The following is a 24,783-nucleotide window of genomic DNA, read 5'->3' on the forward strand; positions in this document are numbered from 1 at the left end:
AATACGATATGGAACGATATGAAGCCATAGGATCAATTGAGACATTTGGTCTGGTATTTGTTTTGGAAGCAGCCGATGCTATGTGCAAAGCGGCAGATGTAAATTTAATTGGCTATGAAAACGTTGCTTCTGGTTATATATCAGTCCTGGTACAAGGAGATGTGGGAGCTTGTAAAACAGCGGTTGAAGCAGGAATCAAAGCGGTCAATGATATGGGTGCAGAGGTTTATAGTTCCGTGGTAATACCAAGACCCCATCCAGATCTTATTAAAATAATTAATCGATATGCCATAAACTCTGTTTCATAAGGCATGAAAAAGTCCCGAAGAAGGGAGTAATAAAATGAGTTTTGTTGACAAAGATCTTATCTCCATTCAGGAGGCAAGAATTTTAATGGAACGGGCAAGAGATGCATCCTATGTCATGCGTTCCTACCCCCAGGAAACGCTTGATCACATGGTGGAGACACTTGCAGCGGCGGCAATGGAACTTGTAGACGAACTGGCAGTCATGTCTGCAGAAGAGACCGGATATGGAAAAGCAGAGGACAAGCGTGTTAAGAACCGGTTTGTCTGTGATCAATTACCAGCCCATCTAAAAGATATGAAATGCGTGGGAATTTTAAACGAAGATACGGAAAAAAAGACCTTAAAGATTGGAGTGCCCATTGGTGTAATCGTAGCACTTACACCAGCGGCCAGTCCGGTTTCAACTGCTCTCTATAACATATTAATTGCAGTAAAGTCTGGAAATCCTATCGTCATTGTTCCTCATGAGCGGGCAGTCAAGGTGACCGAAATCCTGTTTGAAAGACTGAAAGAGGCAGGAAGTACCTGCGGACTTCTAGAAGGAGCCATTGGATGCCTTAAAACAGTGACCAAAGCAGGGAGCCTAGAACTGATTCGCCATTCGGCAGCAGCCATGGTAGTAAATACCGGGGTTTTAGAATTAAACAAACAGGCAGCAGAAAGCGGAAAACCTTATATTTATGGTGGAACGGGCAATGGACCGGTGTTTATCGAGCGAACCGCCAATGTAAGTCAGGCCGTAAAAGATATTATCGTAAGCCGTACCTTTGACAATGGGATGGTATCCGGTGCAGAACAGTATGTAGTTGCTGACCGTCAAATTGCGTCCGAAGTAAAAACAGAGCTGGGAAAAAATGGTGCTTACTTTATGACGGAAGAGGAAGAGAAAAAACTAATCGATCTTCTCTGTCTAGAACAAGGCAAAGCAGACGAAGAGATTATGGGAAGACCAGCTTTGGAACTTGCAAAAAGAGCGGGATTTTCAGTTCCGAATCTTACCAGTGTATTGGTATCTCAGCAGAAGTATATTTCAGAGAGAAATCCATTTGCCAGAGAACTGCTTTGTCCAGTTCTAGTCTTTTACATAGAAGATGATTGGATGCATGCCTGTGAAAAATGCCTTCAGCTCCTAATGAATGAAAGCCACGGGCATACCCTTATCATTCATTCCAAAGACGAAGCGGTGATTCGCCAGTTTGCTTTAATAAAGCCTGTTGGCAGAATCCTTGTCAATACTCCGGGAGCATTGGGCAGTATGGGGATGACCACTAATTTATTCCCGGCAATGACTTTAGGCAGCATAACGGCTGGTGCAGGAATTACGGCTGATAATGTTTCTCCCATGAATTTCATCTATATCAGAACTGCAGCATACGGAGTGAGAGAAGCAGAAGAATTTTTAAAAGCAGACCAATGGAATCCAAAGGATACCAAAGAACTGTTTCAGCAGATTTTAAAAGAATTATCAAAGCAATTTTAAAAGAACTAAGAGAAAGAGAGGGAAAATAGATTGGATATTCGTGAATTTTCTAATAAATTTGTGGAAGCGACGAAAAACATGTCACCAGAGGAAAGAGCTTCCTTAATGAAAATGTTTGAAACTGTATCAGATGAAATTAATAAAAATGAACCTTCAAAGACCGTTTCCGCTGTAGATTGTGAAGAAGGAACTGGGATTCCAGATAAAATTACAAGCCGGCTTTCTAAATTAAAAGAAACCTACTTAAAACACAAACCATCAATCACTACATACCGTGCCCGTGCCATTACAAAGATTGCAAAAGAGAACCCTGGTATGCCAAAGATTATGCTTCGTGCCAAATGCTTCCGGTATTGCTGTGAGACGGCTCCCCTTGTGATTCAGGACAATGAGTTGATTGTTGGTGCTCCTTGTGGCGCTCCCCGTGCCGGTGCATTCTCCCCAGATATCGCATGGAGATGGGTGGAAGAAGAGATTGATACCATAGGAAGCCGTCCTCAGGATCCGTTCTATATTTCCGAAGAAGATAAAAAGATCATGAAGGAAGAACTGTTTCCATTCTGGAAAGGGAAATCCGTAGATGAATACTGCGAAGACCAATACCGGGAAGCAGGCGTTTGGGAGTTATCCGGCGAATCCTTTGTATCCGACTGTTCCTATCATGCATTAAACGGGGGAGGCGATTCCAATCCCGGTTATGACGTGATTTTAATGAAAAAAGGAATGCTTGATATCCAGCAGGAAGCAAAAGATCATCTAAAAGAGCTGGACTATGAAAATCCAGATGATATTGAGAAGATTTATTTTTATAAATCCATTATTGACACCACAGAAGGCGTTATGATTTACGCAAAAAGGATGTCGGAATATGCAAGAGAACTGGCAGAAAAAGAGAGCGATCCCAAACGGAAAGCAGAACTTCTCTCTATTTCAGAAGTCAATGCCTATGTGCCAGCCCATAAGCCAAGAACCTTCTGGGAAGCCATTCAGTCAGTATGGACCATTGAATCTTTGCTTGTTGTAGAAGAAAACCAGACCGGTATGTCCATTGGACGTGTGGATCAGTACATGTATCAATACTATAAAGAGGATTTAGAATCCGGACGTATGAACGATTTCCAGGCATTTGAACTAGCTGGCTGTATGTTAATTAAAATGTCTGAGATGATGTGGATCACAAGTGAAGGCGGTTCCAAATTCTTTGCAGGTTACCAGCCATTTGTAAACATGTGCGTAGGCGGTGTTACAAGAAGCGGTCACGATGCAACCAATGAACTGACTTACCTGTTAATGGATGCGGTTCGTCACGTAAAGATCTACCAGCCATCCCTTGCTTGCCGGATTCACAATAAATCACCGAAAAAGTATATGAAGAAAATTGTAGAAGTGGTTCGTTCTGGAATGGGATTTCCAGCGTGTCACTTTGATGATGCTCATATTAAAATGATGCTGGCAAAAGGTGTTTCCATTGAAGACGCTCGTGACTACTGTCTCATGGGATGTGTGGAACCTCAAAAATCCGGACGTTTGTATCAGTGGACCTCCACGGCCTATACCCAGTGGCCTATCTGTATTGAACTGGTACTAAACCATGGAGTACCCCTGTGGTATGGAAAACAGGTTTGCCCAGATATGGGAGATTTAAGCAGTTTTAAAACCTATGAAGCGTTTGAAGAAGCCGTTAAGAATGAGATAAAATTCATCACCAAATGGACCGACGTTGCTACGGTTATTTCCCAGCGAATTCAGAGAGAATTGGCTCCAAAGCCATTAATGTCAATTATGTATGAAGGATGTATGGAAAAGGCAAGGGACGTATCTGCCGGTGGGGCAATGTATAACTTTGGACCAGGAGTTGTCTGGTCAGGACTGGCAACCTATGCAGATTCCATGGCAGCCATTAAAAAACTGGTCTTTGATGACAAAAAATATACACTGGAGCAGTTAAGCCAGGCCTTAAAAGCCGACTTTGTCGGATTTGAACCAATGCGCACCGATTGCCTTAATGCACCAAAGTACGGTAACGATGATGATTATGCTGATTTGATCGCAGCCGACTTAGTTGACTTTACCGAACATGAACACAGGAAATACAAGACCTTATATTCGATCTTAAGCCACGGAACCTTATCCATATCCAACAACACACCATTTGGACAGATGACAGGTGCATCTGCAAACGGCCGTCATGCTTGGCTGCCATTGTCAGACGGAATCAGTCCTACGCAGGGAGCCGATTTTAAGGGACCAACTGCGATCATCAAGTCCGTATCCAAGATGGCAAATGATAGCATGAACATTGGTATGGTTCACAACTTTAAGATTATGGCTGGACTTTTGGACACTCCAGAGGGAGAGGAAAGTTTAATTACAATGCTTCGAACCGCCTGTATGTTAGGAAACGGAGAGATGCAGTTTAACTATTTGGACAACAATACTCTGATAGAAGCACAAAAGCATCCGGAACTCTATCGCGACTTAATTGTTCGAGTGGCAGGATACAGTGCATTCTTTGTAGAGCTTTGCAAAGACGTACAGGATGAAATTATCAGCCGTACCATGTTAACTCATTTTTAAGAAGACGGAGAGATGTCACTATGGACCATGGAAATACAGGAGAGATTGAACGCAAGGCGTTTCTCTTTAACGTGCAAAAGTACAATATGTATGACGGACCGGGTATCAGAACTCTGGTGTTTTTTAAAGGTTGTCCTCTCCGGTGTAAATGGTGCTCCAATCCAGAAGGACTGGTGCGGAAATTCCAGGTGATGTTTAAGAAGAATTCCTGTACCAGCTGTGGGGCATGTATGGACGTATGCCCCGTAGGAATCCATGTGAGAGCAGAAAAGACAGGGACTCATGAAATCCTGCGGGATAAAGACTGCATTGGATGCATGAAATGCAAAAATATCTGTCCCAATGCAGCACTTACCATTGCAGGAGAGGGGAAAACCATATCAGAAATTCTTAAGATTGTGGAAGAAGATGCCGCATTTTATGAGTTGTCAGGTGGTGGCGTAACCCTTGGTGGTGGAGAAGTTACTGCACAGTCAGAAGCTGCGTTAAATCTTCTTATGGCATGCAAGATGGAAGGGATTAATACCGCCATTGAGACCTGTGGATATACCAAAACGGAGACCATTTTAAGCATAGCGGAATATGTGGATCTATTCCTGTTTGATATCAAACATATGGATCCAGTTCGTCATAATGAACTGACTGGAGTAAATAATGAGCAGATATTAGCCAATTTAAAAGAACTGCTCCATCGCCGTTATAAGGTAAAGGTTCGTATGCCCATGCTAAAAGGAATCAATGACAGCAAGGAAGAGATTGATGCCATCATACAGTTTCTAATGCCATATCGGGATGATAAAAACTTTCAGGGAATTGATTTACTGCCTTATCACAAGTTAGGTGTAAACAAATACAATCAGCTAGATATAAAGTATCCAATCGAAGGAGATCCAAGCTTAAAGGAAGAAGATTTAGAACGGATTGAAGGCTGGATGAAAGAATATCAATTTCCAGTCAATGTGGTAAAGCACTAGGAAAGGAGTGAGCGTTGTGGCAGAGATACAGCGTGTCATAGAGGAATCCGTTCCAGGAAAACAGGTCACTATCGCCCATGTAATTGCATCTCCCATTGCAGAGGTGTATGAATGCCTTGGCATGGATGAACTGGGAGCCATCGGAATCCTCACCCTATCCCCATTTGAAACTGCAATTATAGCCGCAGATCTTGCGGCAAAAGCAGCCAGTGTCCAAGTTGGATTTTTAGATCGTTTTACTGGTTCGGTTGTGATTGCAGGAGACGTGGACAGTGTGGAAACTGCCCTTTTGGCGGTGTGCACCACCTTGCAGCAGAGACTTCATTACATCGTACCAGAGATTACCAGAACATGAGGAAAAAACGGTTGATGTTAATCGGTCCTTCTGGGAGTGGAAAAACGACACTTGCCGCTGCACTCAATGGGGAGACGGGGCCGGTGAAACGGACACAGAACATGATATATGGGGAGAAAACCCTTGATATCCCAGGTGTTTATTTAGAATGTCCGTGGATGCACAAACACATCATAGCGGCTGCCCAGGATGCGTCCCATGTACTGATGCTAGTGCATCATTCCTGTGGCCGTCTGTGTTATCCCCCAGGGTTTGCAAACGCATTCCGTGTACCAGTGATTGGAGTGATTACAGGAAGCGGGGCGGAGAAAGACAAAGATGATTTTTGCATCCGCCAGCTAGAACAAACGGGTGTACGAAAACCTTATAGTTACATTGATTTATCCGATGATACAGGATTAAAAGAATTACAGAAACGAATAAAAGAAACAGAAAGGAGGGAAAGGGAATGGAACAATTTGTAATGAATACCAAAGTTTATATGGGTGCTTCTTGTCTGGATCATATAAAAGACCTACCAGGAAAAAAGGCATATCTCATCTGCGATCCCTTTATGGTAAAGTCCGGTAAAGCAAAAGAAATTACGGATTTGCTGGAAGAAAAGGGATGCAGAACTGAAATTTTTGGTGAAGTAGTACCAGATCCCACCATTGAAGTGGTGTCAACGGCCATCAGTCATATGAAGCAATTTAAACCCGATACCGTGATCGCTCTGGGCGGTGGTTCTGCCATTGATACAGCAAAAGCAGCCAGCCATATTTATACCCAGATGGGAGAAGAAAAACTGTATTTGGTTGCAGTGCCAACCACCAGCGGAACGGGAAGCGAAGTCACAAACTTTTCTGTTATCTCAGATACTGAGGCTCAGGTAAAATATCCTCTGCGGTCGGATCTTATGGTGCCAGATGCAGCATTTTTGGATCCACACGTTACCATGTCAGTACCTCCGCATATAACGGCAGATACCGGTATGGATGTTTTGACCCATGGGTTGGAGGCTTTTGTTTCCACAAATGCAACTGATTTTACAGATGCTTTTGGGGAAAAGGCAATCAGACTGGTTTGGAAGCATTTGGTGTCTGCGGTGGATGATGGAAGTGATTTAGATGCCAGAACTCACATGCACAATGCTTCTTGCCTGGCAGGGCTGGCTTTTAATGGTGCGTCTTTAGGACTATGTCATAGTATGGCACATGCCTTGGGTGCCCGTTTTCACATTCCCCATGGGAGGAGCAATGCGATCTTGCTTCCCCATGTGATCAGCTATAATGCTGGTCTTGAGGAGACCAGTGCCTATCCGGCATGTGGCAGATATGCAGCGATTGCCAATCTGCTTTTTATTGGAGCAGGAACAGAAAAAGCCACTGTACACGGCCTAATTCGTCAAATTAAAAATCTTCTGAATCGAGTACAGATACCCCAGCAGATTACAGATCTTAACATAGATAAAACTGAGTTTTTACAAGCAGTTCCTGAAATGGCAGAAAAAGCAAGGTTTGATAACTGTACGAAGACCAATCCAAGGGTACCATCCACAGAGGATATCGAAGGAATTTATCGAAAGTTGTGTAAGGGGGGCTATGAATGAAATTCATCACCGAAGATGATTTGAGGATTTTATTCAGAAAAGAACCCTTTGTCTCATACGAACTTCAAAAAGAGACAAGGCTGACCCCGGGAGCACGTCAGTTTCTAATGGATAAAAAAGTATCTCTTTGCGAGGAAATGGAAGTGGGGACACAAAAGAGAAAGAAGCCGGAACAAGGAAAAACAGAGGCAAAAACAGAGGTGAAAACAAAGGGAAATGGAACGGATTACTTCCTATTAAAAAGGACATCGATTCAGGCACATTTTCTAGAGGTTGGAATTACACTACTGGATCAGGACGTATTGTTGGCAGAACAGATCTTTCTTTTGGAACGGGCACTCTCTTTCGTGGGGAAAGAAAATGCTCCTTTGGAGAAAGGCTGGGAGTCATGCGCTGGTTTTACCAAAGAGAACTGTAGGCAATCATGTGAGGATTGTTTTGAAATCACTGGGTTTCATGCACAGTCTGAAAAAGGGCGTATCCTGGTTCCTCTTCACCGTCTGCGCTGCAGCGTAAGAGAACTTGCAGCAGAAAGAGAAGATGGTAACTTAAACCGGATTTTAAACCGTTTGTCTCAACTTATTTGCCAGCAGTATGGAGGGAAAACATGTCAGAAAAAGAACTAACATTTGACGACTGCAATCAACTGGTCCGCCAGTTTGAAACTGTGGTTGAACATCCAGTCAGGGAACCGTCTTCTGTTTATTATACGGGAGTTGATTTGGGAACGGCATGTGTGGTGTTAGCTGTGCTTGATGAAAATCACAAACCCGTAGCAGGTGCCTACCGGTATGCAGACGTAGTGCGCGATGGTATGGTAGTGGATTATATTGGAGCCATTACGATTGTGCGAGAGCTAAAGGAAGAACTGGAAGAAAAGTTAGATACTACACTTTTGTATGCAGCGGCGGCCATACCCCCTGGAACCGATTCCCTAGACGGCGGAGCCATTAAAAACGTGGTGCAGAGTGCTGGTTTTTTAATCACCGCGTTGCTGGATGAGCCAACAGCGGCAAATGCAGTCTTAAAGATCCAAAACGGTGCGGTGGTAGATATTGGCGGTGGAACCACAGGGATTTCCATATTAAAGAATGGAACCGTGGTGTATACAGCCGACGAACCGACGGGAGGCACACACTTTTCATTGGTGGTATCAGGAGCCTGCCATCTGCCGTTTCACGAGGCGGAGGTATATAAAAGAAATCCAGAAAACCACAAAGAACTGTTTCCAGTGTTAAAGCCAGTTGTTGAAAAAGTTGCTTCGATCATAAGCCGTCATATTCGTGGACATGACGTAGATGAGATCTATCTGGTAGGTGGAACGTGCTGCCTGAGTGGAATTGAAACACTGGTTGAGAAGCAGACTGGGGTCAAAACGAGAAAACCAGATAACCCCATGTTTGTTACGCCCCTTGGAATCGCTTTTTCCTGTACACAGGAAGAGATGGAAACGAAAGGAAAGAGATGGAATATCGGATCATAAAATCTCCGTCCCAAGGAACCGTTGATATTTTGACCCGGAGGAAAGGTTCTGGGGCATCGGTGCCAATAGAAGCGGTAGATGCCATAGGACTGGTTCAGGGCAGGCTTATTGAGATGGTCTGTGCCGCAGATGTGGCAGAAAAAGCAGTGGGAGTAACGGTGGAAGATATTAGAGGAAGCTGTCCCCAGAACATGATTATGCTTGCTATTTTCGGAGATACAGCATCGGTCGAGGCGGCACTGGAGGAGATCAGGAAAACAGAGAAAAGAGGCAGGGAAAAATGGTAGCGGCAAAACTCATTGATCATATCTGGGCAACCAGAAAGGCAGATTCCTTAAACGGATATAAATTTATGTTGGCTGAGATTATTGGCGGAACCAGAGAAGGGGAACGTTTGATCGTGGCCGATATTATCAGTGCCGGAATTGGGGATCGTGTGATCGTCTCCACTGGTTCCTCGGCGAGACGAATGCTAAAAGACGATGAGGTTCCCGTGGATGCAGTCGTAATTGGCATAATTGATGATGATTGTCAGTTTATTTAGAAGGGAAGTGATTTTATGAAGCAACTTATCTGTGCAAATGATGTAGAAGCATTGCATACAGAAGGAAAACAAATATGCTACGTGGCAAGCGATAGTATTATCACACCATCTGCAAAAGATGCAGCAGTAAACTATGGAATTTCTTTTTGCGACAAAGCAGACGAACCAACAAAAGATATATGTGGCACAAGCAATCTAAATATAGATAGCGAAACTATCTATAAGGTGCTGAAAACACTAATGGAAAAGGGCCTTTTGTCGGATGTATTAAAACCATACGAGTCAGAGAGTCACAAAAATGGATTAAAGGTCATTCGTGGCAGTTCCGTAAAAATGGATGTTTTTGAAACAGAAGATCCATCTGTAAAAGCTTATTACCAGGAGCTAGTAAGCAAGGAAGAATCTCAGATCAGTGCAGGGTTCTTAGTCATTGACCATTCCAAATTTGAATGGGAACTGACTTATGAAGAAATTGATTATGTCATTGAGGGAACGCTAACCGTAACCATTGATGGAAAAACCTACACAGCAAACGCTGGAGACGTGCTTTTCGTACCGTCAGGGTCCAAGGTTATCTGGGGTTCGCCGGACAAAGCAAGAATCTTCTATGCCACTTATCCAGCAAACTGGGCAGATTCGGTTTAAGGAGGTAATACATGCAGGCACTTGGAATGATTGAGACAAAAGGTGTGCTGGCGGCGATTGAGGCATCCGATGTCATGTTAAAGGCAGCAAATGTGTCATTGATCGAAAAAACCAAAGTCGGTGGAGGACTTATATTTATACTGGTAACCGGTGACGTTGCGGCCGTTTCGGCAGCCGTGGAAGCTGGAGTGGCAGCGGTCAACCGGATCAGTCAAGATGCCCTCTTCTCCTCACATGTAATCCCAAGGCCTCACAAAGAACTTGAGGGTATGATAGGGGAGAGTGTACCACAGACGGAGGAATCGAAAAATAATACAGACAAAGCGTCGGAGCAGGTGCAAGAACTTGCTTTCCAGCCACATAAGTTGGAAGAATTGAATTTAGAATTAGAATCAGAATCAGGTCCTTATGATCGGGAAACCGTTGATACGAAGATGAGACAAAATGGGTTTCATGAAATGCTAAAATGGCTGGAAGATCGGAAGGTAACAGAGCTTCGGACACTTGCCAGAGAATATCCAGAATTTAGTATTTCCGGAAGAGAGATCTCTAAGGCAAATAAAACCCTGCTGCTGGAAGAATTTAAAACTTATTACGGAAAAAATGATTCAGAATGTTAGAAAAGGAGACAGGGAACATGGAAAACTTTGATTATGACTTACGTTCCATCCAAGAAGCTAGGGAACTGGCAAGAAGCGGGGAGACTGCAGCCAAACTAATTGCTGGGTTTACCAAAGAACAGATTGACGCGATTTTATGCAGCATGGCAAAGGCAGGAGAGGAACATGCCTATTGTCTGGCTGAGATGGCTGTGGAGGAAACCGGATTTGGAAAGGTGATGGATAAGGCTTATAAAAATCATGCAGCCTCCACCCTTCTATATGAAGAAATCAAGGATATGAATACAAAAGGAATCCTTTCGGAAAATACAGCCAATCAGACCATTGAAGTGGCAGAACCGGTTGGACTTGTTATGGGAATTATTCCCTCGACCAATCCGACTTCTACTGTGTTTTTCAAAGCCATGATTGCCATTAAATCAGGAAATTCCATTGTATTTTCTCCTCATCCGTCTGCGGCTAAGTGTACGAAAAAAGCAGCAGAGGTAATGCGGGAGGCGGCAATGGCAGCCGGTGCGCCGGAAGGAATTATTGGCTGTGTTACCATGCCTTCTATGGGTTCCACCAATGAATTAATGAAATGCAAAGAGGTTTCTATTATCATTGCGACGGGTGGCCCTGGTATGGTAAAGGCCGCTTACAGTGCAGGAAAACCTGCCATTGGCGTGGGTGCCGGGAATTCACCAGCATACATAGAAAAGACAGCCGATGTAAAACAGGCAGTCAGAACCATTATGGCAAGTAAGACGTTTGATTATGGAACCATCTGCGCTTCCGAACAATCCATTATCTGTGAAGAAAGCAATCAGGCAGAAGTGGAAGCTGAATTAAAAAGCCAGGGCGGTTACTTCATGACAAAAGAAGAAACCGACAAAGTATGTGCGATTTTATTCAAAAACGGACACAGTATGAATGCTAAATTTGTAGGACGTTCTCCTCAGGTGATTGCAGATGCAGCAAAAATCTCTATACCAGAAGGAACCAAAGTTTTAATCGGGAAGCAAGAAGGTGTGGGTGAGGGGTATCCTCTCTCCTATGAAAAGCTGACTACAGTTCTTGGATTTTATACCGTAAAAGACTGGGAAGTAGCATGTGGGTTAAGTTACCGTTTGCTACAAAATGGAATTGGCCACACCATGAGCATTCACACAAAAGACAGAGACATGGTTCTTAAGTTTGCCGCAAAACCAGCTTCCAGAATTTTAGTCAATACAGGAGGAAGTCAAGGGGGAACCGGAATTAGCACAGGTCTACCCATTGCATTTACTCTAGGTTGTGGAACCTGTGGCGGAAGTTCTGTTTCGGAGAATGTAAGTCCAAAGCATCTTTTAAATGTAAAAACCGTAGCATTTGGCTTAAAAGATTGTGCAACCATTATGGAAGAGGATAAAACATTTGTGGCTTCTTTTGAGAAAAAGGAGAACACACCAGATTCAACCAGTCTGGACGGTGGGGAAGGAAAGGAAAAGCTGGCAGAACTTGTAAAAGAAATTATGCTTGCAATGAAGGATCAGTAATCAGAAGAAAAGAAGGAGAACAGCAATGGATAAATATGAAGCGGTGATCAAGCTGTTAATGGATGCAGTGAAAGAGGACTCCGGGAAACATGGATTTACCATACCGGTAGGAATTTCCAACCGTCATGTGCATTTATCCCAGGAAGATTTAGAACTCCTTTTTGGTTCAGGGTACGAGCTGACTAAAATCAAAGAGTTATCTCAGCCCGGACAGTATGCATGTAAGGAGACCGTTACCATATGCGGACCAAAAGGTGCCATCGAGCAAGTCCGAATTCTGGGACCGGTAAGAAAAAAGACTCAGATTGAGATCTTGGCTGCAGACTGCTTTAAGCTTGGCAGAAAAACAACGCCAAGAATGTCGGGGGAATTGGCCGAAACTCCGGGAATTACTCTGGTGGGAGCAAACGGTTCCATAGAAGCCAAAGAGGGACTTATCATTGCCCAAAGACACATTCATATGGCACCACCGGATGCTTTGAAATTCGGGGTACACGACAAAGAGCTGGTAAGCATAAAGACAGAAGGGCTTCGTGGTGGAATTTATCAAAACGTAGCAATTCGTGTAACCGATTCATCGGGGTTGGAATGCCATCTGGACACGGAAGAAGCCAATGCGATGGGGCTTACCAATAAGTCCACAGTCACTATTGTAAAAAAAGGAAACCATTAAAAATTTATAATAATATCAGGAGGATTTTAAGATGAAATACGATGCGCTAGGAATGATTGAGACAAAAGGATTAATTGGTTCAGTTGAGGCAGCAGATGCCATGGTTAAGGCAGCAAACGTAACTTTAATTGGAAAAGAAATGATTGGTGGTGGTCTTGTAACTGTTATGGTTAGAGGAGACGTTGGTGCAGTAAAAGCGGCAACTGATGCAGGGGCTGCAGCAGCACAGCGAGTGGGGGAATTAATCTCTGTACATGTAATTCCTCGTCCGCATGCAGAGGTTGAAACCATTCTTCCAGCAACAAAAGAACTTTAATTTAGATAAGTGAGAGATCTGGTTTTCAACGAGTGTTCTTCTTTGGAAACCAGGTCTTTTTTTGTAGTTTATAGGGGAAATTAATAGAAAAACACCTATTGATAGACTGGTTACAAATTTAAGACGGAATGATGCTTTATTTATATACAATTACAGATTGTTTGTGCATTTTTGATAAAAAAATATCGAAATTTCCGTATATAATAGACAAAGCAAAAGTTTTTATGTATAATACCATTTATATGAGCAGGAAGCAGAAAGCAGGTGGAATCATGCGACATAATAAGAGCGTAATGAGGAGTTTCATGATGGTAACCCAACTGGGGTTAAGTGTCATGGTACCTGTATTTGTCTGTATCCTTGCCGGTTACTACATCGACAGGTTTGCAGGTACGCACCTGACGTTATTGTTTCTGATCCTTGGATTTTTGGCTGGTGGATTAAATGCCTATAAGATGGCAAAAGCCACACTTGCTATGAATGAAAGGGAAGAAAAAGAAGAAGATCGTAAGGAACTTATGGAGAAGCAAAGGGAAAATAGACCTGATGTAAAAAAACCGAAGCAGCAAAGCCGCATAAAGCGGAAGAATCACGGGAAAACTTTGTAAGTAGGAGGATTTTATGGAAAAAGAAACAAAGAATCTTTTTTATGAAGTTTCTACCGGGATTGTAGTGTTTACGGTGGCAGCAATGCTGGTGGCGTTCTTTGTATATCCGAAACGATCTGTGTTTCTGGGACTCATTCTTGGAATGACTCTTGCGATTGTTATGTTTTTGTCAATGTCGCTGGTTCTGGAACGCTCTATGAAAACAGAAGATCCTAATATTGTCAGGAAACGAGGCATTATAAGCTCGCTCATTCGTTATCTGCTGTTGATTGCTATACTGGTATTTGTAATAACCCGTTTTTCAAATCAGGTTGATCCAGTAGCAGTAGTAATAGGGGTCTTCGGACTCAAGGCTGGAGCTTTTTTACAGCCAGTTATACACAGAATTATAACCCACAAGAAAGAGGAGAATTGATGGGGACATGATTTCGTGGAATTTTTAAGAAAGGAGGCTTTCGCGTATGGTCGTTGCAAGTGCCAGTAATGTGGATTTTATGATCAAAGGTGTGCTGAAGTTTCATGCTTTCGGGCAAGAGCTTTGGATTACAACAACAGAGATAGGCTTGAGTATTGTGACGATTGTGATTCTGATTCTAGCGTTTACCACAGATCGGAAGATGAAGCATGCTGCGGAGATTCCAAGTACCTTCCAGAACATAATGGAGTATTTGGTAGAAACTCTCGACAACATGGTTCACAGTACCATGGGGCACAATGCAAATAAGTTTGTCAATTACATTGGAACAATCTTGCTTTTCATATTGTTATGTAACCTTGGCGGATTATTTGGTCTGAGAGCTCCAACCGGAGACTTTGGTGTTACGTTTATGCTTGGTATTTTCACATTCTGTATCGTGCAATATCAAGGGATCAAGAATCACGGATTTGGTCATCTGACAAGTATGGCTAAGCCCTTTGTGGTTTTGTTCCCAATTAATTTAATTGGAGAACTTACAAACCCATTATCTCAGGCGCTTCGTTTATTTGGTAATATGATGTCAGGTGTAATCATCTTAGGGCTATGGTACGGAATGATGCCGGTCTTTGCTAAAATTGGGATCCCGTCATTTCTTCATGTGTACTGTGACCTATTTTCCGGTTGTATACAGACCTATGTTTTCTGTATGCTGACTATGGTATATGTCAATGATAAGATGGATTAGGTGTATGAAAAAAGCGGCTAACAGTCGCTTTAAAGAGACTCAGACTTTATTAAAACAAAATCAAATTCAGGAGGAATTTTATTTATGAACGGAATTTCAGGACAAGATTTTATATTAGGATGCTCAGCAATTGGCGCTGGGATCGCGATGATCGCAGGTGTAGGACCTGGTATTGGACAGGGAATTGCAGCAGGACATGCAGCTTCTGCAGTTGGACGTAACCCAGGCGCAAAAGCCGACATTACTGCCACCATGCTTTTGGGACAGGCAGTTGCCGAGACAACTGGTCTTTATGGTTTCGCAATTGCAGCGATTCTTATGTTCTTAAAGCCATTCAGCTAAAGAAAGAATGTTTGGACTTAGAATAAAGAGTGAGAGGAGGCGAAACCTTGGAACGATTATTGGGATTTGACCCACAGCTGCTTTTTACCGCATTTTTTACCGGTATTAATGTGTTTATTTTGTTTTTTGCATTGTCCTATAAACTGTTTAATCCAGTACGGGATGTACTAGAAAAAAGAAAACAAAAGATTGCCGGAGAATTAAAAAGTGCAGCCGATGATAAAGAAGCAGCACAGGAAATGAAAGCAGAGTACGAGGCAAAGCTTCAGGAAGTGAAAAAAGAAGCAGAAGATATTTTAGAGGATGCCAGAAAAAGAGCGAAGCAACGGGAAGTTGAGCTTCTTTCAGAAGCGAAGGAAGAAGCAAACCGCATCATCAAGAGAGGAAGTATGGAAGTGGAGCTGGAGAGAAAGAAAGCGCTTGATGATATGAAAGAACAGATCATATCTATCGCTTCAGTCATGGCCGGTAAGGTTGTGGCTGCATCCATTGATACGTCCGTACAAGATTCTTTGATTGATGAAACGTTGAAGGAGATGGGTGATAGCACATGGCAAAGCTAGTATCAAAAGTATACGGCGATGCGTTGTTTGAGGAAGCCCTGGAAAAGCAGGTAATGGATGCATTATTTGAGGAAGTGAAAGCTCTTAAATTCATATGGAGTGAAAACCCCGAATTAGCAGAACTGCTTGACAATCCGAAGGTAGGTAAGGAAGAAAAATTCAGTATTATAAAGGGGATTTTTTCCGAATCCGTGTCGGACGATCTCATGGGTTTTCTGGCAGTCATTGTCGATAAAGGCAGACAGAAGGAAATTCCCGCAATTTGTGAATACTTCATAAATACTGTCAAGGAATATAAAAAAATTGGCGTGGCCTATGTGACCAGCGCTGTGGAATTAAAAGAAGAGCAGAAATCACTGCTTGTTCAAAAATTACTGGATACCACAGACTATGTGGAATTTGAGATGGAGTATCAATTGGATCCATCCATCATTGGCGGATTGATGATTCGCATTGGTGATAGGGTTGTGGATTCTAGTGTTAAGACACAGATTTATAAACTGCGCCGAAGCTTGATGAAATTGCAGCTGGTGTAATGTTAGCTAAATAAACTAGAAAGAAGGTGCAAACCTTAATGAATTTAAGACCAGAAGAGATCAGTTCTGTCATCAAAGAACAAATTCAAAGTTATTCCACGAAGCTGGATGTCTCTGATGTCGGTACAGTCATTCAGGTAGCGGATGGCATTGCTCGTATCCACGGTCTTGAGAACGCAATGCAGGGAGAACTTTTGGAATTTCCAGGAGAGATCTACGGCATGGTACTCAACCTGGAGGAAGATAATGTAGGTGCTGTTTTACTTGGTGAAGGAGATATCAGCGAAGGAGATACTGTAAAGACAACCGGACGAGTGGTGGAGGTACCAGTAGGTGACGCACTTACCGGACGTGTTGTGAATTCCCTTGGTCAACCGATTGATGGGAAAGGGCCGATCCAGACAGATAAATTCCGTAAAATTGAGCGTGTTGCTCATGGTGTAATTGACCGTAAATCCGTAGATACCCCTCTCCAAACAGGAATTAAGGCGATTGATGCCATGATCCCCATTGGGAGAGGACAGCGTGAGCTTATCATCGGGGACCGTCAGACAGGAAAAACAGCCATTGCGCTTGATACCATCATTAATCAAAAAGGCCAGAATGTCCACTGTATCTATGTAGCCATTGGCCAGAAGGCATCAACGATATCCAATATCGTAAAGACATTGGAAGAATATGGTGCAATGGATTATACAACCATCGTTGTATCAACCGCATCTGATCTTGCACCACTCCAATACATTGCTCCATACTCTGGCTGTGCCATTGGTGAGGAATGGATGGAACAAGGTGGAGATGTATTAGTCGTTTATGATGATTTGAGTAAACATGCAGCGGCTTACCGTACCCTGTCTTTGTTACTGAAAAGACCACCGGGCCGTGAAGCATATCCAGGAGACGTATTCTATCTTCATTCCAGACTTTTGGAGAGAGCGTCAAGACTTTCTGATGAATTAGGAGGAGGTTCTTTAACCGCACTTCCGATTATTGAAACACAGGCTGGAGACGTTTCGGCATATATCCCAACCAATGTAATTTCCATTACAGATGGTCAGATCTATCTGGAGACAGAGTTATTTAACTCCGGTTTCCGTCCTGCGATTAATGCAGGATTGTCGGTATCCCGTGTTGGTGGTTCTGCCCAGATCAAAGCGATGAAAAAGATCGCGGCTCCCATTCGTGTGGAACTGGCACAGTACCGAGAACTTGCAAGTTTTGCTCAGTTTGGTTCTGAACTTGATAAAGAGACAGCAGAACAGCTGGCACAGGGAGAACGAATCAGGGAAGTATTGAAACAGGGACAGTATCAGCCAATGCCAGTTGAATATCAGATTATAATTATATTTGCTGCAACAAGAAAACTGCTTTTGGATATTCCCACCTCCAAAATCCTTGATTTTGAAACAGCATTGACAAGTTTTATAGATAGCAAATATTCTGAGATTCTGGTAAGTATCCGTGAGACGAAGCAGATCACACCTGAGACAGAGGAATTGCTGATAAAAGCGATTAACGAATGCAAAGCAGGTGTTTTTTAAAGGCAGGTGATAATCATGGCATCCATTAGGGATATCAAACGAAGAAGAAACAGCATTCAAAGTACCGAACAGATTACAAAAGCCATGAAGCTCATATCGACCGCAAAGCTGCAGAAATCCAAAGTGAAGGCGGAGGAATCCAAACCTTACTCTGATATGATGTATGAAACCATTCATTCCATGCTGCAAAAATCCACTGGGATCGAGCATAAATATCTAAAAGCAGGAAAATCGGAACGGAAAGCAGTGATCGTTATAACTTCTAACCGGGGTCTGGCAGGTGGGTACAACAACAACGTGTCCAAGCTGGTGATGGGAGATGACAGATTAACACTGGAGCATACAGATGTTTATGCAGTTGGTCGAAAAGGGAAAGAGGTTCTGGGAAGAAGAGGATTTACGGTCCTTGAAGACTACTCTGAAGTAATCAATGAACCTCTCTACCGGGATGCAGCTGATATAACTGCAGAACTTTTGGACGCATTTGAACAAGATCGGATTGGTGAAATATACTTGGCTTATACCTCTTTTAAAAATACAGTGACCCACATTCCTACGCTTAAAAAACTTCTTCCAATTGAAATGGAAAAAGGCAGGGAAGAGACAGATCTGGCTATGATGAACTATGAACCAGATGAGGATGAGGTACTGGATTCTATTATACCAAAGTATATGAGCAGTTTGATTTACGGCGCATTATTAGAAGCAGTTGCCAGTGAGAATGGTGCCAGAATGACTGCAATGGATGCAGCAACCAACAATGCGGAAGATATGATTGAAGAGCTTGGACTGATCTATAACCGGGCAAGACAGGGTGCAATTACCCAGGAGCTTACCGAAATTATAGCCGGTGCCAATGCAATATCATAGGCATATTTTTCTTAATGAAAGCAAGCGAAAGCGCAGCTTGAATTTAGAAAAATAGCCGTTCGGGGAGCGTAGTAGCGCGCCGAACAACCACAGAAATTGAATGAAAGCAAGCGAAAGCGCAGCTTGAATTTAGAAAAATAGCCGTTCGGGGAGCGAAGTAGCACGCCGAACAACTACAGAAATTGAATGAAAGCAAGCGAAAGCGCAGCTTGAATTTAGAAAAATAGCCGTTCGGGGAGCGAAGTAGCACGCCGAACAACTACAGAAATTGAATGAAAGCAAGCTAGAAATTAATTGTGGAAAATTTAGAGAGACAGAAATATAGAAAAAGGAGATACAAGATGGCAGAACAAAATATTGGTAAGATCACCCAGATCATCGGTGCCGTACTGGATATCAAGTTCAGCCAGGGAAAGCTGCCAAATATCAATGAAGCAATTGGTATTAACGCAAAAGATGGCAGCAGACTGGTTGTAGAAGTATCCCAACATCTTGGTGATGATACCGTAAGGTGTATCGCCATGGGTACGACAGATGGGCTGGTACGTGGTATGGAAGCCATAGCGACAGGAGCTCCTATCAGTGTTCCGGTTGGAGAACAAACTCTGGGACGTATCTTTAACGTTCTTGGTGATCCAATCGATAAAAAACCAGCACCGGAAGTAGACGAATATCTCCCGATCCACAGATCTGCTCCTTCTTTTGAAGAGCAGTCTACGGAAACGGAGATTTTAGAGACTGGTATTAAAGTCGTTGACCTTTTATGTCCTTATCAAAAGGGTGGAAAGATCGGACTTTTCGGTGGTGCTGGTGTTGGTAAGACCGTATTAATCCAGGAATTAATCCGTAATATCGCAACGGAGCATGGTGGATACTCTGTATTTACAGGCGTTGGTGAGCGTACCCGTGAGGGAAATGATTTATATTACGAGATGCAAGATTCCGGAGTTATTAATAAGACAACCATGGTATTCGGACAGATGAACGAACCACCAGGTGCCCGTATGAGAGTTGGGCTTACCGGACTTACTATGGCAGAATATTTCCGTGATCAGGGCGGAAAAGATGTTCTTCTTTTCATTGATAACATCTTCCGTTTTACACAGGCTGGTTCCGAGGTGTCCGCACTTCTTGGACGTATGCCTTCTGCTGTAGGTTATCAGCCAACTCTTCAGACAGAGATGGGTGCCCTTCAGGAACGAATCACATCAACAAAGAACGGTTCCATTACTTCCGTGCAGGCTGTATATGTACCTGCCGATGACTTGACAGATCCGGCTCCGGCGAATACATTTGCCCATCTGGATGCGACCACAGTTTTGGATCGTTCCATTGTAGAACTTGGTATTTATCCGGCGGTTGATCCTCTTGGATCTACATCAAGAATTCTGGATCCTCGTATCGTTGGAGAAGAGCATTATCGTGTTGCCCGTGGAGTACAGGAAGTACTTCAAAAGTATAAAGAACTTCAGGATATCATTGCCATGCTAGGTATGGATGAACTTTCAGAGGAAGATAAACTGACAGTAGCCCGCGCGAGAAAGATTCAAAGATTTTTATCTCAGCCTTTCTTTGTAGCCGGACAGTTCACTGGTCTGGAAGGCCGTTATGTATCACTTGCGGATACCGTTCAGGGCTTTAAGGAGATTCTGGAAGGAAAGCATGATGATGTGCCCGAAAGTTATTTCTTAAATGCAGGCAGCATTGATGACGTTCTTGCCCGAGTAAAAAAATAGGGGGTGGAAGATGGCTGATTTAATGAAACTGCAGATTATTAATCCGGAACGGAAGTTCTATGAAGGAAATGCCTCTATGGTAGAGATGACAACCACGGAGGGAGAAATCGGAGTTTATGGGGGACATATTCCCATGACTGCCATTGTAGCACCTGGAATTCTAAAGATCCATGAAGAGAATGAGATTAAGGAAGCAGCTCTGATCTCAGGCTTTGTTGAGATCTTACCGGATAAGATTGTAGTGATGGCGGAAGTGGTCGAGTGGCCAGATGAAATCGATAAAAACCGTGCGGAAGAGGCGAGAATACGTGCTGAACGCCGCATCAAAGATCAAAACGGAGAAATTGATATCATGAGAGCAGAAACAGCGCTGAAAAAGGCACTTGTCAGACTTTCACTTACAAAATAAGAAAGAGGATCCAAACCGAATTTAGGGTTTGGGTCTTTTTTTGTATCGTATAAACAAAGAAAGAATGGATCCATTGATTTAACATTGTAAATTGAGAACGCGATATTGATTGTTAGAAGGAATTGTTGTACTATCAAATAGAGCAATTATAATTTAGTGGGAGGATTAACATAATGAAAAAGCATTTAGAGTTAGTTGCCAAATCGTATGATAAAGGAATTGATTTAGGTAGAGAAGGAATTGATTCTTATCAGAATCTGCCTCCACATATTACAAATGATCCAAATTATCCTTTGTTTTTGAAAATGCAGGAGGATGAAACACTCTCAGATAGCAGTCAAAAAGAGATCGTGGAATATCTATCTCCCCTAAAAGGCATGAATTTTATTGACCTAGGGTGTTGTTTGAACTTAATGTTTCCAGGATATAATGAATGGCCATCTACATATTATGGAGTTGATATAAGTAAAAAAATCATAGAGTTGTTGCAAAAATTTGTTCTTAAGAATAACGTTATGATTGGTTCTTTATATTGTGGGAGTATGCATGAAACACCGTATGATGAAAGTTTTTTTGATATTGGTGCATGTATTGGTTCGCTGGAATATTTTGAAAAGGACTTTGTGGCTCAAGCACTTAAAGAAGCGCATCGGATAATGAAACCGGCTGGTAAATATGTACTTGATATTCCGGATGTAGGAAGTCCTGAATTTCAAATTACAGCACTTATTGAAGAGCATTTGGGTCGAACTGACCGATATCATATGTCAAATAATGAATTTGAGAAAATGTTAATGCCATATTTTAAAGTAATTAAAAAAGAAAAAATGGGGCCTATGATTCAATACTTTCTTATTTGTACGAAATGAACAAGAGTATATTTTGCACACCATGAAATAGATTGGAAATTTAATATTGATAGTTAATTGCATTATAAAGATAAGGTAAATAGGAACATATTGCGGGAGGAGAAAAATGAAGGTAATAGAGTTTTATAGTATAAAAGACAAAGAACACTGGATAAACCAGATTAAAAAGAGTGACTGGGGAGCAGGACAATCTCTGTATAAATTATTAAGCAAAAATGAGTTAAAGGAGTTCTGTGGAGAAAGTACGAAGGTGTTTTTACTGACAGATCATCAGCAATTAGTGTCATTCTGTACGCTTGCAGATGTAGATGACGTGAGGGACTCTGGGATTGGTCCTTGGATAGGATTTGTATATACTTTCCCACAATATAGGGGGCATCGATATGTGGGAGATCTTTTAAAGTCAGCATATGAAGTTGCCAAAAATGATGGAGCCACACAGATTTATATATCGACCGGAGAAACTGGTTTGTATGAAAAGTATGGATATTCATTCTATCAGATGATGAAGGATAAGAACGGAGAGGATTCAAGAGTATACAAAATAGATGTTAGGTGAGATGGAAAGGATAGGATATGAATTTTAAAATTACAGATTCAATATAGACAAGATAAAGATGCAATATGAGTCGGGTAAAATAGTTGTTTATGTGGGAAAAATAACAAAATAAAAGGGCAAAGATTAAGATGACTTCACCCTTAATTTATTAATGTTTCTTGTTCCAGAGACTTACGTATTGAATGAGTCTATTACTTTTGTTCTATTCGATAATAAACAGTACCCTTTTGAGAGGTTCCAATTGAATATATTGTCATACTAACTCGATATGATCCAGATCCTATAAGTGTAGACAAATCAACTGTTGAAAAAGCACTAGCCATATTCATAAATTGATATGTTTTCTCTGTTCCGTATGAAACTGGAGTTGCTATTATTTTTCCTTGTACCCAGTCGCTTCCACTAATATTTGGACAATAAAATTTAAGTAGAATATTGTCTCTAGCCTTGAGTGTGGAAGTAAATGAAGCTTTGAGTGGATTTCTTCGTCTTGTCGTTCCTAATAATGTGTATGTTTTTCCGTCTGGAGCAGTAATTGTTGATGTACTCATTACAGAAATAGCTGTTTGATTATTTGTGGTTTTTAGATCCAATTGATATTCAGAAGCAAAAACTGGTATACAAGTCATACAAAAAATCAGCGTACTAATAACCAACCCTTTTAAAATTTTTTTCATATAAATACCCCCTTGTTTTTTATAAGATTATTATACAGCTTGTTTTATAAAAAAAGTGTCATATTGTGTAACGTTATATAAAAATATTAAATAAAGGAAAGTGGAATTATTAAAATCGTTCTATTATATAAGATTAAATTTTAGAAATAAAACCAAAATTTAACGTATTAGCGCACATTTAAAACTTAATATTGATAGTTAGTAATTTTAATAATTATAAAGCGACATCTGGATTCATAATAGCTTTTGTGATTTTGTATATAATCGATACCCAAATTGACTTATCACAATATTTATCAGCGAAAGGAATAGATATTATTGGTCATGAGTATTATCGATTTGTCACAGGACCTTTTCTTCACTTTAATCTAATTCATATGCTTGCTAATGTTGCTGCATTATTTTGGGTTGGGTATTTTCTTGAGGTGAGTTTAGGCAGTGTTAATTTTGTTCTTTTTGGAGTATTATCAAGTACTATAGCTGAAATTATTAATTCATTTATATACCGATCTTCACAAAAAAATATTGGCGCATCTGTATATGTGTTTGCTTTCCTTGGATTAATTGTGGTCACACAAATATTAAAATCAGACTTTCCAAAGTTTCATTTACGAACATGGTATGGAAACTGGCTGCTTTTTTATGCGATAATAGGCAATATTCCGGTTTTTTCATTTATGGGTGATGGTACATTAGTTTTACACTTTATATCCTTTGTTACAGGCGTTGTGATAGGTTTATGTGGAATGTATTTTGGTATTATTACATGTTAGCATTAGGAAGAAAAGAATAATATAACAATTTGAGCCTACTTATTGATTTATGTACGAAAAAGGAACTGTTAATAATAAACAGTCCCTTCTACTCTAAGTTTCTCTTAACAGGTGGCACCGCCCACCAGATGCAGCTTTGCATCCAGGATTTCCTGCTTCCGGTCTAAGATATCATCGGAAAGGAGCTGCGCTTCTACGTTCTCAAAGCCAATCCGTACAATGGTATCTGCAAACCGCTCCCCTGTATGGCCCTGCTCGCGGAATAGAAGAATGGTCTTTTCAACTATGGACAGTACTTCTTCTTCGCTTTTAAATACTCTTCCAAGAGCTTTCCCATGATTAATCCTTTTCCCCCATCTGCCACCTAAATACACAATAAACCCAGGTATTCCTTCTTCAATTACATCAAAGGGACATGTTCCAATACAGCGTCCACAGTTGTTACAGATCTCCGGATCGATTTCAATTAAACCATCGGAAAGCTTCGCAGCCTTCATGGGGCATGATGTCTCAACCTGGCATTTCTTGCAGCCGTTACACATGTCTTCCTCTACACAGGGAATCATCTGTCCCACGATACCAAGATCATTTAAATTAGGTTTTACACAGTTATTAGGGCAGCCGCCTGTGGCTATCTTGAATTTGTGAGGCAGCTTTACGGTATGATACCCCTTATAGAACCGTTCGTGGATCTTTTCCGACAAATCAAAGGTATCATATAGTCCATACTGACAGGTGGTTCCTTTACAGGATACGACAGGGCGCACCACAGACCCTGTTCCTCCGGTTTCCAGTCCTGCTTCTGCCAGACGGCTGCGGAATGCTTCGATATCATTAAAATGAATTCCTCTTACCTCCACAGTTAAGCGGGAAGTAAACTCCACATCTCCGTTGCCGTATGTTCTTGCCGCATCAGCAATGGCAGCAGTCTGATCTGCCGTTATCTTACCGTTTACAGTAATTACACGTCCGTTAAATAAATCAGTTCCCTTGTTATTTAAAAACCCCAGTGCTTTTACACTCTTGATTTCAGCTGGTTTTAATGTACATGCCATAA

General features: G+C 41.8%; 31 protein-coding genes. 29 read left to right on the plus strand and 2 right to left on the minus strand.

What is annotated here, in order from left to right:
• Nucleotides 1–8 precede the first annotated feature (8 nt).
• The 28 genes from EFT72_RS05065 (at nt 9) to EFT72_RS05200 (ending at nt 22,276) form a co-directional block, all read left to right on the plus strand.
• On the plus strand, nt 9–308 hold the full coding sequence (locus EFT72_RS05065) for a BMC domain-containing protein (protein ID WP_124065819.1): 300 nt from the start codon (nt 9–11) through the stop codon (nt 306–308).
• A gap of 34 nt (nt 309–342) precedes the next feature.
• Nucleotides 343–1,788, plus strand: a complete 1,446-nt coding sequence (locus EFT72_RS05070) for an aldehyde dehydrogenase family protein (protein WP_124065820.1) — start codon at nt 343–345, stop codon at nt 1,786–1,788.
• A 30-nt stretch (nt 1,789–1,818) separates the two neighbouring features.
• Nucleotides 1,819–4,365, plus strand: a complete 2,547-nt coding sequence (gene cutC / locus EFT72_RS05075; protein WP_124065821.1) for a choline trimethylamine-lyase — start codon at nt 1,819–1,821, stop codon at nt 4,363–4,365.
• Between the two features lie 20 nt (nt 4,366–4,385).
• Nucleotides 4,386–5,339, plus strand: a complete 954-nt coding sequence (gene cutD, locus EFT72_RS05080; protein ID WP_124065822.1) for a choline TMA-lyase-activating enzyme — start codon at nt 4,386–4,388, stop codon at nt 5,337–5,339.
• Between the two features lie 16 nt (nt 5,340–5,355).
• Nucleotides 5,356–5,694, plus strand: a complete 339-nt coding sequence (locus EFT72_RS05085) for a BMC domain-containing protein (protein WP_164473083.1) — start codon at nt 5,356–5,358, stop codon at nt 5,692–5,694.
• The gene (locus EFT72_RS05090) at nt 5,691–6,158 is read left to right on the plus strand and encodes a EutP/PduV family microcompartment system protein (RefSeq protein ID WP_124065824.1); all 468 of its coding nucleotides are present in this window, start codon (nt 5,691–5,693) and stop codon (nt 6,156–6,158) included. The genes EFT72_RS05085 and EFT72_RS05090 overlap by 4 nt, the downstream gene beginning before the upstream one ends.
• Complete coding sequence (locus EFT72_RS05095) at nt 6,143–7,282, plus strand: 1-propanol dehydrogenase PduQ (RefSeq protein WP_124065825.1); 1,140 nt, start codon at nt 6,143–6,145, stop codon at nt 7,280–7,282. The genes EFT72_RS05090 and EFT72_RS05095 overlap by 16 nt, the downstream gene beginning before the upstream one ends.
• On the plus strand, nt 7,279–7,908 hold the full coding sequence (locus tag EFT72_RS05100; protein ID WP_124065826.1) for a hypothetical protein: 630 nt from the start codon (nt 7,279–7,281) through the stop codon (nt 7,906–7,908). Before EFT72_RS05095 ends, EFT72_RS05100 begins: the two co-directional genes overlap by 4 nt.
• Nucleotides 7,890–8,765 (plus strand): ethanolamine utilization protein EutJ, encoded by an 876-nt coding sequence (gene eutJ / locus EFT72_RS05105; RefSeq protein ID WP_124065827.1) that lies wholly within the window; start codon nt 7,890–7,892, stop codon nt 8,763–8,765. Before EFT72_RS05100 ends, eutJ begins: the two co-directional genes overlap by 19 nt.
• Nucleotides 8,747–9,052 carry a BMC domain-containing protein gene (locus tag EFT72_RS05110; protein WP_124065828.1) on the plus strand — a complete coding sequence of 102 codons (306 nt, stop codon included), beginning with the start codon at nt 8,747–8,749 and terminating at the stop codon, nt 9,050–9,052. The genes eutJ and EFT72_RS05110 overlap by 19 nt, the downstream gene beginning before the upstream one ends.
• Nucleotides 9,046–9,309, plus strand: a complete 264-nt coding sequence (locus tag EFT72_RS05115) for a EutN/CcmL family microcompartment protein (protein ID WP_124065829.1) — start codon at nt 9,046–9,048, stop codon at nt 9,307–9,309. Before EFT72_RS05110 ends, EFT72_RS05115 begins: the two co-directional genes overlap by 7 nt.
• A gap of 15 nt (nt 9,310–9,324) precedes the next feature.
• Nucleotides 9,325–9,954 carry a cupin domain-containing protein gene (locus tag EFT72_RS05120; protein ID WP_124065830.1) on the plus strand — a complete coding sequence of 210 codons (630 nt, stop codon included), beginning with the start codon at nt 9,325–9,327 and terminating at the stop codon, nt 9,952–9,954.
• Nucleotides 9,955–9,965: 11 nt separating this feature from the next.
• On the plus strand, nt 9,966–10,574 hold the full coding sequence (locus tag EFT72_RS05125; RefSeq protein WP_124065831.1) for a BMC domain-containing protein: 609 nt from the start codon (nt 9,966–9,968) through the stop codon (nt 10,572–10,574).
• A gap of 17 nt (nt 10,575–10,591) precedes the next feature.
• Nucleotides 10,592–12,091 (plus strand): acetaldehyde dehydrogenase (acetylating), encoded by a 1,500-nt coding sequence (locus EFT72_RS05130; RefSeq protein ID WP_124065832.1) that lies wholly within the window; start codon nt 10,592–10,594, stop codon nt 12,089–12,091.
• 25 nt (nt 12,092–12,116) lie between these two features.
• On the plus strand, nt 12,117–12,764 hold the full coding sequence (locus EFT72_RS05135) for a phosphate propanoyltransferase (RefSeq protein WP_124065833.1): 648 nt from the start codon (nt 12,117–12,119) through the stop codon (nt 12,762–12,764).
• Between the two features lie 31 nt (nt 12,765–12,795).
• The gene (gene eutM, locus EFT72_RS05140) at nt 12,796–13,080 is read left to right on the plus strand and encodes an ethanolamine utilization microcompartment protein EutM (RefSeq protein ID WP_124065834.1); all 285 of its coding nucleotides are present in this window, start codon (nt 12,796–12,798) and stop codon (nt 13,078–13,080) included.
• A 305-nt stretch (nt 13,081–13,385) separates the two neighbouring features.
• Nucleotides 13,386–13,688: an AtpZ/AtpI family protein gene (locus tag EFT72_RS05145; protein ID WP_243109948.1), complete on the plus strand. Its 303-nt coding sequence runs from the start codon at nt 13,386–13,388 to the stop codon at nt 13,686–13,688.
• 13 nt (nt 13,689–13,701) lie between these two features.
• Complete coding sequence (locus EFT72_RS05150) at nt 13,702–14,103, plus strand: ATP synthase subunit I (protein ID WP_124065836.1); 402 nt, start codon at nt 13,702–13,704, stop codon at nt 14,101–14,103.
• Between the two features lie 46 nt (nt 14,104–14,149).
• Nucleotides 14,150–14,851, plus strand: a complete 702-nt coding sequence (gene atpB, locus EFT72_RS05155) for a F0F1 ATP synthase subunit A (protein WP_124065837.1) — start codon at nt 14,150–14,152, stop codon at nt 14,849–14,851.
• Between the two features lie 84 nt (nt 14,852–14,935).
• On the plus strand, nt 14,936–15,193 hold the full coding sequence (gene atpE, locus EFT72_RS05160) for an ATP synthase F0 subunit C (protein ID WP_124065838.1): 258 nt from the start codon (nt 14,936–14,938) through the stop codon (nt 15,191–15,193).
• Between the two features lie 47 nt (nt 15,194–15,240).
• A complete protein-coding gene (atpF, locus tag EFT72_RS05165) occupies nt 15,241–15,756 on the plus strand; it encodes a F0F1 ATP synthase subunit B (RefSeq protein WP_124065839.1) in 516 nt (171 codons plus the stop codon).
• Nucleotides 15,744–16,292: an ATP synthase F1 subunit delta gene (gene atpH, locus EFT72_RS05170; protein ID WP_124065840.1), complete on the plus strand. Its 549-nt coding sequence runs from the start codon at nt 15,744–15,746 to the stop codon at nt 16,290–16,292. The genes atpF and atpH overlap by 13 nt, the downstream gene beginning before the upstream one ends.
• Before the next feature lie 38 nt (nt 16,293–16,330).
• Nucleotides 16,331–17,833: a F0F1 ATP synthase subunit alpha gene (atpA, locus tag EFT72_RS05175; protein ID WP_124065841.1), complete on the plus strand. Its 1,503-nt coding sequence runs from the start codon at nt 16,331–16,333 to the stop codon at nt 17,831–17,833.
• Nucleotides 17,834–17,848: 15 nt separating this feature from the next.
• Entirely contained in the window at nt 17,849–18,703 is an 855-nt protein-coding gene (gene atpG, locus EFT72_RS05180) for an ATP synthase F1 subunit gamma (protein WP_124065842.1), read from the plus strand.
• Between the two features lie 341 nt (nt 18,704–19,044).
• On the plus strand, nt 19,045–20,439 hold the full coding sequence (gene atpD / locus EFT72_RS05185) for a F0F1 ATP synthase subunit beta (protein ID WP_124065843.1): 1,395 nt from the start codon (nt 19,045–19,047) through the stop codon (nt 20,437–20,439).
• Between the two features lie 10 nt (nt 20,440–20,449).
• Nucleotides 20,450–20,848 carry an ATP synthase F1 subunit epsilon gene (gene atpC, locus EFT72_RS05190; RefSeq protein WP_124065844.1) on the plus strand — a complete coding sequence of 133 codons (399 nt, stop codon included), beginning with the start codon at nt 20,450–20,452 and terminating at the stop codon, nt 20,846–20,848.
• A gap of 173 nt (nt 20,849–21,021) precedes the next feature.
• The gene (locus EFT72_RS05195) at nt 21,022–21,717 is read left to right on the plus strand and encodes a class I SAM-dependent methyltransferase (protein ID WP_124065845.1); all 696 of its coding nucleotides are present in this window, start codon (nt 21,022–21,024) and stop codon (nt 21,715–21,717) included.
• 106 nt (nt 21,718–21,823) lie between these two features.
• Nucleotides 21,824–22,276 (plus strand): GNAT family N-acetyltransferase, encoded by a 453-nt coding sequence (locus tag EFT72_RS05200; protein WP_124065846.1) that lies wholly within the window; start codon nt 21,824–21,826, stop codon nt 22,274–22,276.
• A gap of 191 nt (nt 22,277–22,467) precedes the next feature.
• Here the strand turns inward: EFT72_RS05200 and EFT72_RS05205 are convergent, their stop codons facing one another.
• Nucleotides 22,468–22,953, minus strand: a complete 486-nt coding sequence (locus EFT72_RS05205) for a hypothetical protein (RefSeq protein ID WP_124065847.1) — start codon at nt 22,951–22,953, stop codon at nt 22,468–22,470.
• 191 nt (nt 22,954–23,144) lie between these two features.
• Here EFT72_RS05205 and EFT72_RS05210 point away from each other — a divergent pair, with 191 nt between their 5' ends.
• Nucleotides 23,145–23,726 (plus strand): rhomboid family intramembrane serine protease, encoded by a 582-nt coding sequence (locus tag EFT72_RS05210; RefSeq protein ID WP_164473084.1) that lies wholly within the window; start codon nt 23,145–23,147, stop codon nt 23,724–23,726.
• 104 nt (nt 23,727–23,830) lie between these two features.
• Here the strand turns inward: EFT72_RS05210 and EFT72_RS05215 are convergent, their stop codons facing one another.
• Nucleotides 23,831–24,781, minus strand: a complete 951-nt coding sequence (locus tag EFT72_RS05215; RefSeq protein WP_124065849.1) for a 4Fe-4S binding protein — start codon at nt 24,779–24,781, stop codon at nt 23,831–23,833.
• Nucleotides 24,782–24,783: the final 2 nt, after the last annotated feature.

The sequence above is a fragment of the Clostridium sp. E02 genome (assembly GCF_003833015.1).
Classification (GTDB): Bacteria; Bacillota; Clostridia; order Lachnospirales; family Lachnospiraceae; genus Lacrimispora.

Bases quoted from the DNA above. Each gene is read 5' to 3' on its own strand.
- atpE (WP_124065838.1), top strand. From the start codon at position 14,936: ATGAACGGAATTTCAGGACAAGATTTTATATTAGGATGCTCAGCAATT.
- eutM (WP_124065834.1), top strand. From the start codon at position 12,796: ATGAAATACGATGCGCTAGGAATGATTGAGACAAAAGGATTAATTGGT.
- EFT72_RS05115 (WP_124065829.1), top strand. From the start codon at position 9,046: ATGGTAGCGGCAAAACTCATTGATCATATCTGGGCAACCAGAAAGGCA.
- EFT72_RS05200 (WP_124065846.1), top strand. From the start codon at position 21,824: ATGAAGGTAATAGAGTTTTATAGTATAAAAGACAAAGAACACTGGATA.
- atpC (WP_124065844.1), top strand. From the start codon at position 20,450: ATGGCTGATTTAATGAAACTGCAGATTATTAATCCGGAACGGAAGTTC.
- EFT72_RS05095 (WP_124065825.1), top strand. From the start codon at position 6,143: ATGGAACAATTTGTAATGAATACCAAAGTTTATATGGGTGCTTCTTGT.
- atpA (WP_124065841.1), top strand. From the start codon at position 16,331: ATGAATTTAAGACCAGAAGAGATCAGTTCTGTCATCAAAGAACAAATT.
- atpH (WP_124065840.1), top strand. From the start codon at position 15,744: ATGGCAAAGCTAGTATCAAAAGTATACGGCGATGCGTTGTTTGAGGAA.
- eutJ (WP_124065827.1), top strand. From the start codon at position 7,890: ATGTCAGAAAAAGAACTAACATTTGACGACTGCAATCAACTGGTCCGC.
- cutD (WP_124065822.1), top strand. From the start codon at position 4,386: ATGGACCATGGAAATACAGGAGAGATTGAACGCAAGGCGTTTCTCTTT.
- EFT72_RS05130 (WP_124065832.1), top strand. From the start codon at position 10,592: ATGGAAAACTTTGATTATGACTTACGTTCCATCCAAGAAGCTAGGGAA.
- EFT72_RS05090 (WP_124065824.1), top strand. From the start codon at position 5,691: ATGAGGAAAAAACGGTTGATGTTAATCGGTCCTTCTGGGAGTGGAAAA.
- EFT72_RS05150 (WP_124065836.1), top strand. From the start codon at position 13,702: ATGGAAAAAGAAACAAAGAATCTTTTTTATGAAGTTTCTACCGGGATT.
- atpD (WP_124065843.1), top strand. From the start codon at position 19,045: ATGGCAGAACAAAATATTGGTAAGATCACCCAGATCATCGGTGCCGTA.
- EFT72_RS05100 (WP_124065826.1), top strand. From the start codon at position 7,279: ATGAAATTCATCACCGAAGATGATTTGAGGATTTTATTCAGAAAAGAA.
- EFT72_RS05205 (WP_124065847.1), bottom strand. From the start codon at position 22,953: ATGAAAAAAATTTTAAAAGGGTTGGTTATTAGTACGCTGATTTTTTGT.
- EFT72_RS05145 (WP_243109948.1), top strand. From the start codon at position 13,386: ATGATGGTAACCCAACTGGGGTTAAGTGTCATGGTACCTGTATTTGTC.
- atpB (WP_124065837.1), top strand. From the start codon at position 14,150: ATGGTCGTTGCAAGTGCCAGTAATGTGGATTTTATGATCAAAGGTGTG.
- EFT72_RS05110 (WP_124065828.1), top strand. From the start codon at position 8,747: ATGGAATATCGGATCATAAAATCTCCGTCCCAAGGAACCGTTGATATT.
- EFT72_RS05065 (WP_124065819.1), top strand. From the start codon at position 9: ATGGAACGATATGAAGCCATAGGATCAATTGAGACATTTGGTCTGGTA.
- EFT72_RS05070 (WP_124065820.1), top strand. From the start codon at position 343: ATGAGTTTTGTTGACAAAGATCTTATCTCCATTCAGGAGGCAAGAATT.
- atpG (WP_124065842.1), top strand. From the start codon at position 17,849: ATGGCATCCATTAGGGATATCAAACGAAGAAGAAACAGCATTCAAAGT.
- EFT72_RS05215 (WP_124065849.1), bottom strand. From the start codon at position 24,781: ATGGCATGTACATTAAAACCAGCTGAAATCAAGAGTGTAAAAGCACTG.
- EFT72_RS05195 (WP_124065845.1), top strand. From the start codon at position 21,022: ATGAAAAAGCATTTAGAGTTAGTTGCCAAATCGTATGATAAAGGAATT.
- EFT72_RS05135 (WP_124065833.1), top strand. From the start codon at position 12,117: ATGGATAAATATGAAGCGGTGATCAAGCTGTTAATGGATGCAGTGAAA.
- EFT72_RS05125 (WP_124065831.1), top strand. From the start codon at position 9,966: ATGCAGGCACTTGGAATGATTGAGACAAAAGGTGTGCTGGCGGCGATT.
- EFT72_RS05120 (WP_124065830.1), top strand. From the start codon at position 9,325: ATGAAGCAACTTATCTGTGCAAATGATGTAGAAGCATTGCATACAGAA.